The sequence below is a fragment of the Kitasatospora sp. NPDC096147 genome, from assembly GCF_044763225.1.
Classification (GTDB): domain Bacteria; phylum Actinomycetota; class Actinomycetes; order Streptomycetales; family Streptomycetaceae; genus Kitasatospora.
This window is the reverse complement of sequence record NZ_JBIWFX010000027.1, coordinates 31,788-43,746: the sequence shown is the minus strand read 5'-3', so window position 1 is coordinate 43,746 and position 11,959 is coordinate 31,788. Positions and strand designations below refer to the sequence as shown.

The 11,959-nt window shown below is 72.9% G+C and carries 11 protein-coding genes and 1 tRNA gene; 2 read left to right on the top strand and 10 right to left on the bottom strand.

Annotated elements, in window-relative coordinates; translation table 11 throughout:
* Nucleotides 1–11: 11 nt before the first annotated feature.
* The 7 genes from ACIRBX_RS38475 to ACIRBX_RS38445 all read right to left on the bottom strand — a co-directional run bounded on the left by ACIRBX_RS38475 (nucleotide 12) and on the right by ACIRBX_RS38445 (nucleotide 6,641).
* Nucleotides 12–85: transfer RNA gene (locus ACIRBX_RS38475), tRNA-Lys, on the bottom strand.
* 95 nt (nucleotides 86–180) lie between these two features.
* A complete protein-coding gene (locus tag ACIRBX_RS38470; protein WP_402305200.1) occupies nucleotides 181–1,599 on the bottom strand; it encodes a NarK family nitrate/nitrite MFS transporter in 1,419 nt (472 codons plus the stop codon).
* Nucleotides 1,600–1,621: 22 nt separating this feature from the next.
* The gene (locus tag ACIRBX_RS38465; RefSeq protein WP_402305198.1) at nucleotides 1,622–2,026 is read right to left on the bottom strand and encodes a DUF6755 family protein; all 405 of its coding nucleotides are present in this window, start codon (nucleotides 2,024–2,026) and stop codon (nucleotides 1,622–1,624) included.
* Entirely contained in the window at nucleotides 2,023–2,646 is a 624-nt protein-coding gene (locus tag ACIRBX_RS38460) for a ubiquinol-cytochrome c reductase iron-sulfur subunit (protein WP_402305196.1), read from the bottom strand. Before ACIRBX_RS38460 ends, ACIRBX_RS38465 begins: the two co-directional genes overlap by 4 nt.
* Nucleotides 2,643–3,296: a 4Fe-4S dicluster domain-containing protein gene (locus ACIRBX_RS38455; RefSeq protein ID WP_402305193.1), complete on the bottom strand. Its 654-nt coding sequence runs from the start codon at nucleotides 3,294–3,296 to the stop codon at nucleotides 2,643–2,645. Before ACIRBX_RS38455 ends, ACIRBX_RS38460 begins: the two co-directional genes overlap by 4 nt.
* A gap of 4 nt (nucleotides 3,297–3,300) precedes the next feature.
* Nucleotides 3,301–5,592 carry a molybdopterin oxidoreductase family protein gene (locus ACIRBX_RS38450; RefSeq protein WP_402305191.1) on the bottom strand — a complete coding sequence of 764 codons (2,292 nt, stop codon included), beginning with the start codon at nucleotides 5,590–5,592 and terminating at the stop codon, nucleotides 3,301–3,303.
* Nucleotides 5,589–6,641 carry an MFS transporter gene (locus tag ACIRBX_RS38445; protein WP_402305188.1) on the bottom strand — a complete coding sequence of 351 codons (1,053 nt, stop codon included), beginning with the start codon at nucleotides 6,639–6,641 and terminating at the stop codon, nucleotides 5,589–5,591. The genes ACIRBX_RS38450 and ACIRBX_RS38445 overlap by 4 nt, the downstream gene beginning before the upstream one ends.
* Before the next feature lie 173 nt (nucleotides 6,642–6,814).
* Here ACIRBX_RS38445 and ACIRBX_RS38440 point away from each other — a divergent pair, with 173 nt between their 5' ends.
* Nucleotides 6,815–7,594, top strand: a complete 780-nt coding sequence (locus tag ACIRBX_RS38440; RefSeq protein WP_402305185.1) for a formate/nitrite transporter family protein — start codon at nucleotides 6,815–6,817, stop codon at nucleotides 7,592–7,594.
* A gap of 54 nt (nucleotides 7,595–7,648) precedes the next feature.
* Here ACIRBX_RS38440 and ACIRBX_RS38435 read toward each other — a convergent pair whose 3' ends face one another.
* The 3 genes from ACIRBX_RS38435 to nirB all read right to left on the bottom strand — a co-directional run bounded on the left by ACIRBX_RS38435 (nucleotide 7,649) and on the right by nirB (nucleotide 10,870).
* Nucleotides 7,649–7,930: a hypothetical protein gene (locus ACIRBX_RS38435; protein ID WP_402305182.1), complete on the bottom strand. Its 282-nt coding sequence runs from the start codon at nucleotides 7,928–7,930 to the stop codon at nucleotides 7,649–7,651.
* Between the two features lie 109 nt (nucleotides 7,931–8,039).
* Nucleotides 8,040–8,378, bottom strand: a complete 339-nt coding sequence (gene nirD, locus ACIRBX_RS38430; RefSeq protein ID WP_402305179.1) for a nitrite reductase small subunit NirD — start codon at nucleotides 8,376–8,378, stop codon at nucleotides 8,040–8,042.
* Nucleotides 8,378–10,870 carry a nitrite reductase large subunit NirB gene (gene nirB, locus ACIRBX_RS38425; RefSeq protein ID WP_402305177.1) on the bottom strand — a complete coding sequence of 831 codons (2,493 nt, stop codon included), beginning with the start codon at nucleotides 10,868–10,870 and terminating at the stop codon, nucleotides 8,378–8,380. The genes nirD and nirB overlap by 1 nt, the downstream gene beginning before the upstream one ends.
* A 194-nt stretch (nucleotides 10,871–11,064) precedes the next feature.
* Here nirB and ACIRBX_RS38420 point away from each other — a divergent pair, with 194 nt between their 5' ends.
* A complete protein-coding gene (locus ACIRBX_RS38420; protein ID WP_402305175.1) occupies nucleotides 11,065–11,880 on the top strand; it encodes a sirohydrochlorin chelatase in 816 nt (271 codons plus the stop codon).
* Nucleotides 11,881–11,959: the final 79 nt, after the last annotated feature.

Genomic DNA, 11,959 nt, shown 5'->3' with positions numbered 1-11,959 from the left:
CCGGCTGTCTGTGCGCCGCCAGGGACTCGAACCCCGGACCCGCTGATTAAGAGTCAGCTGCTCTAACCAACTGAGCTAGCGGCGCCTGCTGACGTCGCAGACTCTACGCGATCGGGGCGGGCGGACGGAAATCGTGACGCCCCCACCACGGAGAGCACCGACGGCGCAGCCGGGCCGGTGTCAGCTGGGGGCCTCGGCGCCCTTGCGGGCGTAGAACCACCAGCAGACCACCAGGCAGACGCCGTAGAAGCCGACGAAGACCCAGAGCGAACTGGTGACGGGGAAGAGGGCGAACATCGCGGGGATGAAGAAGAAGCCGAAGGCGGCGATCGAGGCGGAGAAGCCGGTGACGGCGCCGGCCTCCATCTCGGCCTGGTGGCGGGCCTCCTCCTGGGCGGCCGGGTCGGGGCCGGCCGCTGCCCGGTGCTGGTTGAGGAAGATCACCGGGATCTGCCGGAAGGTGGAGCCGTTGCCGATGCCGGAGAAGAAGAAGGCGCAGAGGAAGCCGGTGTAGAAGACCCAGAAGTTGCCCTGGTCGCCGCCGGCCGGGAGGGCGTTGATCACCACCACGATCGAGATGCCCATCCCGACGAAGGAGATGATGGTGCACCAGGCGCCGCCGGTCTTGTCCGCGATCCAGCCGCCCAGCCAGCGGGTCAGGGCGCCGATGAAGGGGCCGACCCAGGCGTAGGTGGTGGCGGAGTAGGCGGAGTCGATCGGGGTGAAGGTGGTGTTGATCAGGTTCGGCAGGGCGGAGGCGAAGCCGATGAAGGAGCCGAAGGTGCCGACGTAGAGCAGGGTCATCAGCCAGTTGTGCTTGCGCTTGAAGATGATCTTCTGCTTGGAGAACGGCGCGGCGGCGACCTTGAGGTCGTTCATCAGGAACCAGGAGGCCACCGCCATCACCACCAGCAGCGGGACCCAGAGGAAGGCGCCGTTCTGCAGCCAGACCTCGGTGCCGTCCTTCTGCTTCTGCGGCCCGCCGGCCGGCGGGCCGAGCAGGCCGGCGGTGATCACGATCGGTGCGACCAGCTGCACCACGCTGACGCCGAGGTTGCCCAGGCCGCCGTTGATGCCGTTGGCGTTGCCCTTCTTCGCCTTGGGGTAGAAGAAGCCGATGTTGACCATCGAGGAGGAGAAGTTGGCGCCGCCGATGCCGCAGAGCGCGGCGATCACCACCATCTCCCAGTACGGGGTCGAGGTGTCCTGGACCGCGAAGCCCAGCCAGAGCAGCGGCCCGATCAGGATGATCGTGGAGAACGCCGTCCACTTCCGCTCGCCGACCACCGGGCCGACGAAGGTGTAGACGAGCCGTCCGAAGCCGCCGGTCAGGCCCGGGATGGCGGTCAGCCAGAACTTCTGCGAGTCGCTGAAGGTGAAGCCGACCTTGCTCAGCTGCACCACCGTCACCGACCAGACCTGCCAGACCACGAAGGCCAGCAGCAGGGCGGGCACCGAGACCCAGAGGTTGCGGTTGGCCACCTTGGCGCCGGTCGCGGCCCAGAACGACTCGTCCTCCGGCTCCCAGCGGGAGATGGTGCTGCCGGGGCGGTAGCTGTCCCGGCGGTGACTGCGGGCCTTCTCGTCGAGTGTGCTCAACTCAGCCGTCCCTAACCGTGGTTCAGTGGTCGCGCGGCGAGATGCGCCACGCCAGCAGGACGACCAGGAAGGAGGCCGCCGAGAAACCGGTGCACCACCAGGCGGTGGTGGTCTCGCCCTTCATCCAGGCGTTGGTGGCCACCGTCAGGGCCCAGAGCTGGCCGATCACCACGGTGATGGCCAGCACCAGACGCGCGGTCAGGATCGCCGAGCGCTCCGGCTCCTGCTCGGTGCCCGCGCCCGGCCCGGGGCCGGTGTGGGTGACCCGGGGGTCGGCGTAGCCGCTGGTGGCCCGGATCTGCGGGTAGCGCTCCGGGACCGGACGGTTCAGCCGGGGCTGCTCGCTGCCCGGGTGGTAGTCCACCGGGTAGGTGTGCGGCCCCTCGCCGGCCGGCGGGCGGGGGTCCCGGTCCTGAGGGGTCGTCACGACGCCCCCTCGGCGTTGCAGCCGGCCCGTTCGGCCAGCACCGGGTTGGAGTCGCGCAGGCCCCGGCAGAGCCCGGCCCGTTCGGTCTCGCCGGAGCGTGCGGTGCCGATCGCCCAGACCGCGCCCTGCTCGTCCTCGACCACCACCACCCGGGGCAGCGGGCGGGGCGGCGGCCCGGCCGTCACCTCGCCGGTCCGGGCACTGAACACCCCTTCGTGGCACGGGCAGTAGAGCTCGCCCTCGCTGCCGCGCTCCTTGCGCCAGAGCACCCCGCAGGCCAGGTGGGTGCAGACGGTGGAGTAGCCCACCACCGTGCCGTCCATCAGCCGGATGGCCATCGCCCGGTCGTGCTCGCCGGGGTAGTTGAAGGCCACCGCCTGACCCCGGGCCAGCTTCTCGGCCACCTTGAGCGGGGGAGCGGTGCCGTCGCCGTGCCGGTGCAGCACCCCGGCCGAGACCACGGTCGAGCCGACCACCAGGCCACCCGAGACGGTGGCCACGATCCGCAGGTAGTCCCGGCGGGTGGTCAGCGAGTCCGCGCTGATCCGGTCCACCAGTGCGGCGTGCTCCTCGGAGCGGTCGGAGAGCTCCGTCGACTCCGGTGCCTGAGGGCTGGTCACAGTGCTCCGTTCCCGGGCGTGGCACGCCCGTTGACCTCGATCACGTTGAGCGCGGGGTAGCCGCCGGGGACGGCCGCGCCGTCGAAGGCGCCCGCGCCGGTGGTGCCCTCCCGGCGTTCGGCGGGCACCACCATGGCGACGCCGGTGGAGACCGTCACGTCGCCGAAGGCGAAGAGCGTGGAGACGTCCACGTTCGGCCGCTCCGCCTGGAGCTCCTCGACGGTGCCGTAGAACAGCGCCCCGGTCGGGCAGACCGTCGCGCACATCGGGGCCAGGCCGTAGCTGGTGCGGTCGTAGCAGAGGTTGCACTTCATCTGGAGCTTGGCCTCCAGATCGATCTTGGGCACCCCGAACGGGCAGGCGTTGACGCAGTTCGCGCAGCCGATGCAGCGGGTCGGGTCGGCCTCCTGGACCACGCCGTCGGCGGTGATCAGGATGGCGTCGGCCGGGCAGACCTCCGCGCACGGGGCGACCGGGTCCTCGCAGTGCATGCAGACCGTCGGCAGCGAGGCCGCCGAGTGGCCCTCGTCGGGGTAGTCGAGGTGGATCATCGACTTGCCCCGGTGCGAGTCGCACTCCCGGCAGGCCGAGACGCAGGCCTGGCAGCCGATGCACCGGCCCGGGTCGATGAAGATGGTGCGTCCCAGCATGGCGTCAGCTCCTCTCCGCGGTGCCGCGGCCCTGCGGTGAGGTCGGCGGCAGCGGGTCGGTCCGTGAGGCCTGGGCCTCGGGGTACGCCTCCCGGCCCGGCGGGGTCGGCGGCGCGGGCACCTCGTCCAGGTCGGCGGCCCGCTCGATCCGGACCGCGCAGACCTTGTACTCCGGGATCTTGGAGCGCGGGTCGAGGGCGTCGATGGTCAGCGCGTTGGCGGCGACCGGGGAGGGCCAGTGGTACGGCACGAAGACGTGGTCGGCCCGGATCGCCTCGGTGACCAGGGCGGGCAGCACCGACTCCCCGCGCCGGGTGACCACCCGGACCGGATCGCCGGTGCGGAAGCCGTGCGAGGGGTGGATCTCCACCCAGGGGCGCGGGGTCTGCTCCACCAGGGCGCCCAGGCGCCGGGTCTGATTGCCCGACAGGAAGTGCGCCACGGTGCGGCCGGTGGTCAGCGTCATCGGGAAGTTCTCGTCGTACGGGTCGGCCGGCGGGTGCCACTCGACCGTCTGGAGGTGCACCTTGCCGTCGGCGTGGTAGGTCTTCCCGCCCTCGAACAGCCTCGGGGTGCCCGGGTGGTCGGTGTCCGGGCAGGGCCAGGCGATGCCGCCGGTCTCCTCCAGCCGCTCGTAGGTGATGCCGTAGTAGTCGTTGACGGTGCCCCGGGAGGCGATCCGCAGCTCCTCGAAGACCTCCTCGGAGCCGGCGAAGTCGAACTTGTCGCCCACCCCGAGCCGGCGGGCCAGCTCGCACATCACCCAGGTGTCGGTGCGCACCCCGGCCGGCGGCTCCTGCGCCTTGTTGTGCTTCACCACCCGGGCCTCGGCGTTGGCCATCACGCCCTCGTCCTCGGCCCAGGTGGTGACCGGGAAGACCACGTGCGCGTTCTGCGCCGTCTCGGAGAGGAAGAAGTCGAACTGGGCGTGGAACTCCAGGGTGTCGTAACCGTCCTTCACCACCGCGTAGTTGGGCAGCGAGACGAAGGGGTTGTTGCAGATGCCGATCAGGCCGCGGATCTCCTGGCGCTGCATCTGCCAGACCATCTCCATCATCGAGGTGCCGGCCTTCGGCAGCTCGGACTCCTCGATGCCCCAGATCTCGCAGATCTGCCGCCGGTGCTCGGGGTCGTTGATGGAGCGCCCGCCGGGCAGCAGGTCGGACTTCTGGCCGTGCTCCCGGCCGCCCTGTCCGTTGCCCTGGCCGGTGATGGTGCCGTAGCCGGCCCCGGGCTTGCCGAGGTTGCCGGTGGCGGCGCACAGGTTGATGACGGTCAGGCAGTTCTCCACGCCCTGGGTGTGGTGCTCGATGCCGCGCGCGTGCCAGGCCATCGCCTTCCCGGCGGAGCCGAACATCCGGGCCACCTCGACCACTTGGGACTCCGGGATGCCGCAGACCTCGGCCGCCCGGCTGGGCGGGTAGGCCTTGACGGTGGCCTTCAGCTCCTCCCAGCCGGTGCAGTGCTCGGCGACGAAGGCGTCATCGGTCAGGCCCTCCTCGATCACCACGTGCAGCACCGCGTTGAAGAAGACCGCGTCGGTGCCGGAGCGCAGCGCCACGTGCACGTCGGCGGTGCGGGCCACCGCCGTCTCCCGGGGGTCGACCACGATCAGCTTGGCGCCCCGGTCCCGGGCGCCCCAGAGGTACTGGGTCATCACCGGGAAGCACTCGCCGACGTTGGAGCCGGCGATCAGCAGGCAGTCGGTCCGCAGGATGTCGGAGAACGGATTGCCCGCCCGGTCGATCCCGAAGGCCAGCTTGTTGGCGCCCGCCGCGCTCACCATGCAGAGCCGCCCGTTGTAGTCCACGTGCCGGGACTTGAGCGCGACCCGGGCGAACTTGCCCACCAGGTAGGTCTTCTCGGAGAACAGGCTGGCCCCGCCGAGCAGGCCGAAGGCGTCCGCCCCGTGCGCGGCCTGGATCCGGCGGATCTCGCTCACCGTGTGGTCCAGCGCCTGCTCCCAGCTCACCTGCCGGAAGGGCTCGTCCCGGCTGCGCCGCATCAGCGGCGAGGCCAGCCGGTCCGGGTGGTTGACCTGCTGGTAGGCGTTGATGCCCTTGGGGCACAGGCGCATCCGGTTGATGTCGTGGTTGCGCGGCTCGACGCCGAACACCTTGCCGCCGCTGTCCACCCGCAGGTACATCCCGCACTGCACGCCGCAGAAGCAGCAGTGGGTGGGCACCAGGGTCTGCTCGGTCTGGTCGGCCCGCCAGGCGGCGGCGGGCAGCCCGCCGGCGTCCCGGAAGTTCCGGGTGCCGCGCGGGGCGACGGTCGGGTCCACACGCTCGCTCAACGGTCGAAGCCCTTCTTCACCTGGGAGAGGTAGGCGCCGCCGCGCAGCACCCGCTTGCAGCGCGGGCAGTACTCCGCCCACTGGTCGAAGCCGAGCTTCAGGTCCTGCATGGTGGAGCGCAGGTTGGCCACGTACTCGGGGGTGTCGATCGGCTCGCCGCAGTTCCGGCAGGCGAACAGGTCGTCGGGGCCCTCGGGGTCCTTCTTCTTCGAGGTGTACTTGAACAGCTGCATGCCGACCGCCGCCGGGCGCTGCACGATGTGGAAGAACTTGCCGAACGGCAGGTAGACCAGGGTCAGCACCACCGAGGCCATGTGCAGCAGGGCCAGGAACTCGTAGCCGCCGCCGTGCAGGAAGACCGACGAGAAGGTCAGCAGCAGGCCGGTCACCGAGATGGTGATCAGCGCCAGCAGCGGGACGAAGTCGTAGCCGAAGCGCTGCCCGGTGGTGGCCGCGCGGTCGCGCATCCGGCGCCAGAGGAAGTAGCCGGCCCCGGCGATCACCAGCACGGCCGCCAGGTCCAGGCCGTGGTACATCGACCAGCCGAGGAAGGAGTCGGAGGCGAAGCCGAGCACCTTGAAGCCCCAGATCCGCATCTCGTAGCCGGGGCCGGCCGCGCTGGAGGCGGTGAAGGTGAACCACCCCCAGGTCAGCGGGAAGGTGATCGCGGCGGCCAGCAGGCAGCCCCAGAACATGAGTTGGTGGGCCACCCAGCGCGCGTGCGAGCGGGCGCCGAGGAACTTCTGGAAGCCCAGGTAGGTGACGATCATCTTCGGCAGCGCGGTCGGGGCCTTGCGCAGGTTCTCCCAGGAGAGCGCCGAGCGCCAGCCCTGGCGGAACAGCCGGCGGGCGGCCGGCGCGGAGATCCAGACCACGTAGCGGTAGACCACCCCGAAGGTCAGGAAGACCGTGGCCACCGCGTACGGGACCAGGGCGGAGTCGAAGTCCCTGAGGCCGCGGCTGCCGAGCACGATGGCCGCCAGCAGGAGCACGCACGCCCCCGTGGCCACCAGCGAAGCCCGTACCGCCACCGACTGACGCTGTGCCACCGGCCCACTCCTCCGTGCTCGACTGATTCGCAAGCTACTGACGGTGCGTCGGCTCCGCGCGCCCGGTGGACCGGCCGGGTGAGGCGGGGCACCCGGGAGGAGGGACGAAGCGCACCCGGATCGGTGACCTTCGGCAGGTCGGCGCGGGCCCGCGGAGCAGGAGGGTGGGAGACATGCCGCACTCACCCGCGCACGCGTTGGACGACCTGCTGGCCCAGGCGGAGAAGAAGGCCGCAGCCTCCCGCCGACGACCCGGCCGGTACCTGGTCTCGGCGGTGCAGGCGGGCGCCTACATCGCCCTCGGTGAGGTGCTGCTGCTCTCGGTCGCGGCCCCCTTCGAGCTGGCGCACTCACCGGCGGTGAAGCTGCTGGAGGGGGCGGTGTTCGGGGTCGCCCTGATCCTGGTGGTGTTCGCCGGGGCCGAGCTGTTCACCAGCGCGGCGATGGTGATGGCGGTCGGCAGGCTGGCCGGGCGCACCGGCTGGGCCGCGCTGGCCCGAGTCTGGCTGTACACCCTGGCGGGCAATCTGGCCGGCGCGTTCGGCCTGGCCGCCCTGGTGCACGCGGGCGGGCTGCTCGGTGGCGCGCCCGCCGGGCGGATGCTGGGCGAACTGATCGCCGCCAAGGAGGGCCTGAGCGGGGGTCAGCTGTTCGCCCGGGCGGTGCTCTGCAACCTGCTGGTCTGCCTGGCGATCTGGATGGTGGCCCGGATGCGCGGCGACACCGCCAAGACGGCCGCCGTCTGGTGGCCGGTCTTCGCCTTCGTGGCGATCGGCTTCGAGCACTGCGTGGCGAACATGGCGCTCTACGGTCTGGCGATCACCGACGGCCGGGCCTCGGCCGGCGACCTGGCCCGGAACCTGCTCTTCGTGGTGCCCGGGAACGTGGTCGGCGGCGCGGTGCTGGTGGGGGCGGCGTACTGGTTCACCGCCCGCCGGGAGCGAGCGGCCTGACCCGGACGTGCGGGAGCCCCGGCGGCACTGCCGCCGGGGCTCCCGCACGCGGTCTCACCCCATCCGGTGCCGTCCGGCCGCGCGCTGCTCGACCCGGTGCCCGGCCCAGCCGGCCAGGGCGAACAGGGTGACCGCCCAGACCGCGCTGATCACCGCGAGGGCGACGGCGTTCCCGCCCATCTGCACCGCGACCAGCACCAGCCCGAGCGAGAGCGCCACCAGGACGGCCACGGTGGCCGGCTGCACGTCCTCCACCACCTGCCAGAACCCGCGTGGCCCGCCGACCGGCCGCTTCTTCGCGTACCGCTCGGGGCCGAACTCCGCCTGCGGTTCCATCCCGCTCACCTCCCAGTACCGGGGACCCCTCCAGCGTGCACCCGGGGCCCCTGGTCAACCACCAGGGGCCTCGGGAGGCGATGGCCCGAACGGTCGGGCGCGGGGCCGGTCAGCGCACCCGGACCGGGTAGACCGGCAGGGCGGTGCCGGGGTCGTCCAGGCAGGTGCCGGTGCGCAGGTCGAAGGTCTGCTTGTGCATCGGGGAGGCCACCGTGGGGACCCCGTCCACGCTGCCGGTGATGCCGTCGGCGATCACGTCGGCGTGCGAGAACGGGTCGCGGTTGCCGACCGCGTGCACCTCGCCGCCGGGGGTGCGGAAGACGGCGGCCTGCTCGCCGTCCGGGAGCAGGGCGGCGGCCCCGCAGGACGGTTCGAGCTCCTGGTAGGCACAGACGGTCACCCACGTGCCGTCGGTGGCGCGGACCTGGACCTGGCCGGTGCGGTTCATCACTGCTCCTGGAGGACGGGGACGGTCGGGGTGTCGAGGAAGGTCACGGGGTCGGCGGGCGCGTTGACGAAGGGGGCGAAGGCGCGGAGCTTGGCCGGGTCGGCCAGTACGGCCGCCCACTCGTCCTGGTAGGCGGCCACGTGCCGGGCGGCCTGCGCCTCCAGCTCGGCCGCCAGCCCGAGCGAGTCCTCGACCACCACCGCGCGGACGTGGTCGAGGCCGAGCCGCTCCAGCCAGGCGGCGGTCCGCTCCAGCCGCTCGCCGGTGCGGGCGTAGTACAGCAGGAAGCGGTCGGTCAGCCGGAGCAGCTCCTCGGTGGAGAGGTCGGCGGCCAGCAGGTCGGCGTGCCGGGGGGTGGTGCCGCCGTTGCCGCCGACGTAGAGGTTCCAGCCCTTGGCGGTGGCGATCACACCGATGTCCTTGCCCCGGGCCTCCGCGCACTCGCGCAGGCAGCCGGAGACGCCGCCCTTCACCTTGTGCGGGGTGCGCAGGCCCCGGTAGCGCAGCTCCAGGTCGATCGCCAGCTGCACCGAATCGCCCTGGCCGAAGCGGCACCAGCGGCTGCCCACGCAGGACTTCACGGTGCGCAGCGACTTGCCGTAGGCGTGCCCCGACTCGAAGCCGGCGTCCACCAACCGCCGCCAGATCGCCGGGAGTTGCTCGCTCCGGGCGCCGAACAGGTCGATCCGCTGGCCGCCGGTGACCTTGGTGTACAGGCCGAAGTCCCGGGCCACCTCGCCGATCACGATCAGCTGCTCGGCGGTCAGCTCGCCGCCGGGGATGCGCGGCACCACGGAGTAGGTGCCGTCCTTCTGGAGGTTGGCCAGGTAGCGGTCGTTGGAGTCCTGGAGGCCGCGCTGACCCGGGTCGAGCACGTGCCGCAGCCCGAGCTCGGGGCCGAGGGTGGCCAGGATCGAGCCGACCACCGGCTTGCAGACCGCGCAGCCGTCCTCGGCGCCGTTGCCGTGCGCCGCGATGACCTCGGCGAAGGAGGTGAACCCCCGCTCCGCCACGGCCCGGTAGAGCTCGGACCGGGAGAGCGCGAAGTGCTCGCACAGGCCCGGACGGCGCTCCACCCCGAAGCCGTCCAGCAGGGACTGCAGGGTGCCCGTGCAACCGCCGCAGCCGGTGCCGGCCTTGGTGCACGCCTTCAGCTCGGCCAGGTCGGTGACACCCTCCGCCACGGCGGCCCGGACGGCGCCCTTGGTGACGTTGTGGCAGCTGCACACCACTGCGGTGTCGGGCAGCAGCTCCGCCCCGGGCGGCGCTCCCTCCCCGGCCGGCAGCAGGAACGACTCGGGGGCGGCGGGCAGTTCGGTGCCGGTGTGCGGCCGGAGCAGCCCGTACGCGGCGGCGTCGCCGACCAGGATGCCGCCGAGCAGCCGGCCGTCCGGGCCCAGCACCAGCTTCTTGTAGACGCCGGAGCCGGAGTCGGAGAACTGCACCTCGACCGCGCGGCCGCCGGCCGCGAACGGGTCGCCGAAGCTGGCCACGTCGGCGCCGAGCAGCTTGAGCTTGGTGTCGGTGTCAGCGCCCTCGAAGACCGTCCCGCCGCCGCCGTGCAGCTGGTCGGCCACCACCTCGGCCATCTGGTAGCCGGGGGCCACCAGGCCGTAGACCTTGCCGTCGCAGGTCTGGGCGCACTCGCCGACGGCGTAGACCGCCGGATCGGTGGTGCGGCAGTGGCGGTCCACCGCGACGCCGCCCCGGTCGCCGCAGAGCAACCCGGCCTCCCGGGCCAGCCGGTCCCGGGGGCGGACCCCGGCGGAGAACACCACCAGGTCCGCGTCGACCAGCTGACCGTCACTCAGCCGCAGCGCCTCGGGGGCGCCGTCGGGGCCCAGCTCGACCCGCTGCGCGCCGACACCGGTGTGCACGCCGATGCCCATGCCCTCGACCGCCCCGCGCAGCGCGGCCCCGCCGCCCTCGTCCAGCTGGAGCGGCATCAGCCGGGGCGCGAACTCGACCACGGCGGTGCGCAGTCCGAGGCTGCGCAGCGCACCGGCCGCCTCCAGACCGAGCAGGCCGCCACCGACCACCACGCCGGTGCGGGCGCCGGCCCCGGCGTAGGAGGTGATGGCCTCGACGTCCTCCAGCGTGCGGTAGGCGAAGCAGCCGGGGGCGTCCGCGCCGGGGACCGGTGGGACGAAGGGGTAGGAGCCGGTGGCCAGCACCAGGGCGTCGTAGCCGACGGTCCGGCCGCTCGCGGTGGTGACGGTGCGCCGGGTGGTGTCCAGCGCGGTGGCCGGGTCGCCGAGGTGCAGCTCGATGCCGTGCTCGGTGAAGAACTCCGGCTCGGCGAGGGTGAGTTCGTCGGCCGTGCTGCCGGTGAAGCGGGCCGTCAGGTGCACCCGGTCGTAGGCCGGGCGGGGCTCCTCGGCGAGCACCACGGCCCGCCAGTCGTGCTCGAAGGCTCCGCGCTCGGCCAGCGCGGCCAGCAGGCGCTGGCCCACCATGCCGTGTCCGACGAGGACCAGGGTCTTGGCGGTCATCTGCGTGCTCCTCCTGCGCGGGTGCTCCTGTCTCCGACCGTAGTTCCGGGCAGTGGCGGCTCCCACCCGTAAAGGACCCCAGCAGGAGGGACTTTGGGCCCGGGTGACACGCCGAGGAGTGGACCGCCGGGCGGGGACCTTCGGCCGGTCCGGAGCGGGGGCGGGCTACCTAGCCTGGAGGTGAGGAGGATCGGATGAACGTGTTCGCGCAGATCCGTGAGCCGGGGCCGCTGCCGGTCGGCGGGCGGGGCGGTCCGCCGCTGGTGCTGGCGGTGCACGGCAGCGCGGCGCCGGCGGCGGTGCGGACGGTGGACCGGCTGTGCTCCCGGCTGGCCGCGCTGACGGGAAGTCAGCCGCTGGTCGGCCACCTGGACGTGCAGCGGCCCTCGCTGGGCGAGCTGCTCGGACGGTTGGCGGGCTACGCAGGGGCAGGGGCAGGGGCAGGGGCAGGGGCGGAGAGCGGGGCGCGGGCCGAGGCGGTGGTGGTGCCGCTGCTGCTCGGCGACGGCTTCCACCGGGCGGTGGACGTCCCGGCCGTGGTGGCCGCCGCCACCGGGGTCCGGGCCGTGGTCACCCCGGGCCTGAGCGGCGCGGCCGAGTCGGTCGGCCTGGCCCTGTACGGACGGCTGCGGGAGACCGAGGAGCGGGCCGGCGGCCCGGCCGACGCCGTGGTGGTGGCCGCCGCCGGGTCCACCCGCCTGGGGGGCAACGACGGCGCACTCGCCGCCGCCGACCGGCTGGCGCACCTGCTCGGCGGCACCGTCCCGGTCCGCACGGCCTACTGCTCGGCCGCCCGCCCCACCGTCCCCCAGGCGGTGGCCGACCTGCGCACCGCCGGCCACCGGCGGATCGCGGTCGCCGCCCACCTGCTCGCCCCGGGCCGCTTCACTGCCGCCCTCCCCGCCTCCGGCGCCTGGGCCGTTACCGCCCCGCTGGCCGACCACCCCCTGATCGCCCGCGCGGTGCTCCGCCGCTACGCGGCGGGCCTGCGGGAGCTGACGCTCAGTTGACGCCGTGGCCGGTCCCGTCCGGGGGCCCGCGCCCACGCTTCCCGCCTGCGGTGCCTGGGCCGTCACTGCTCCGCTGCCC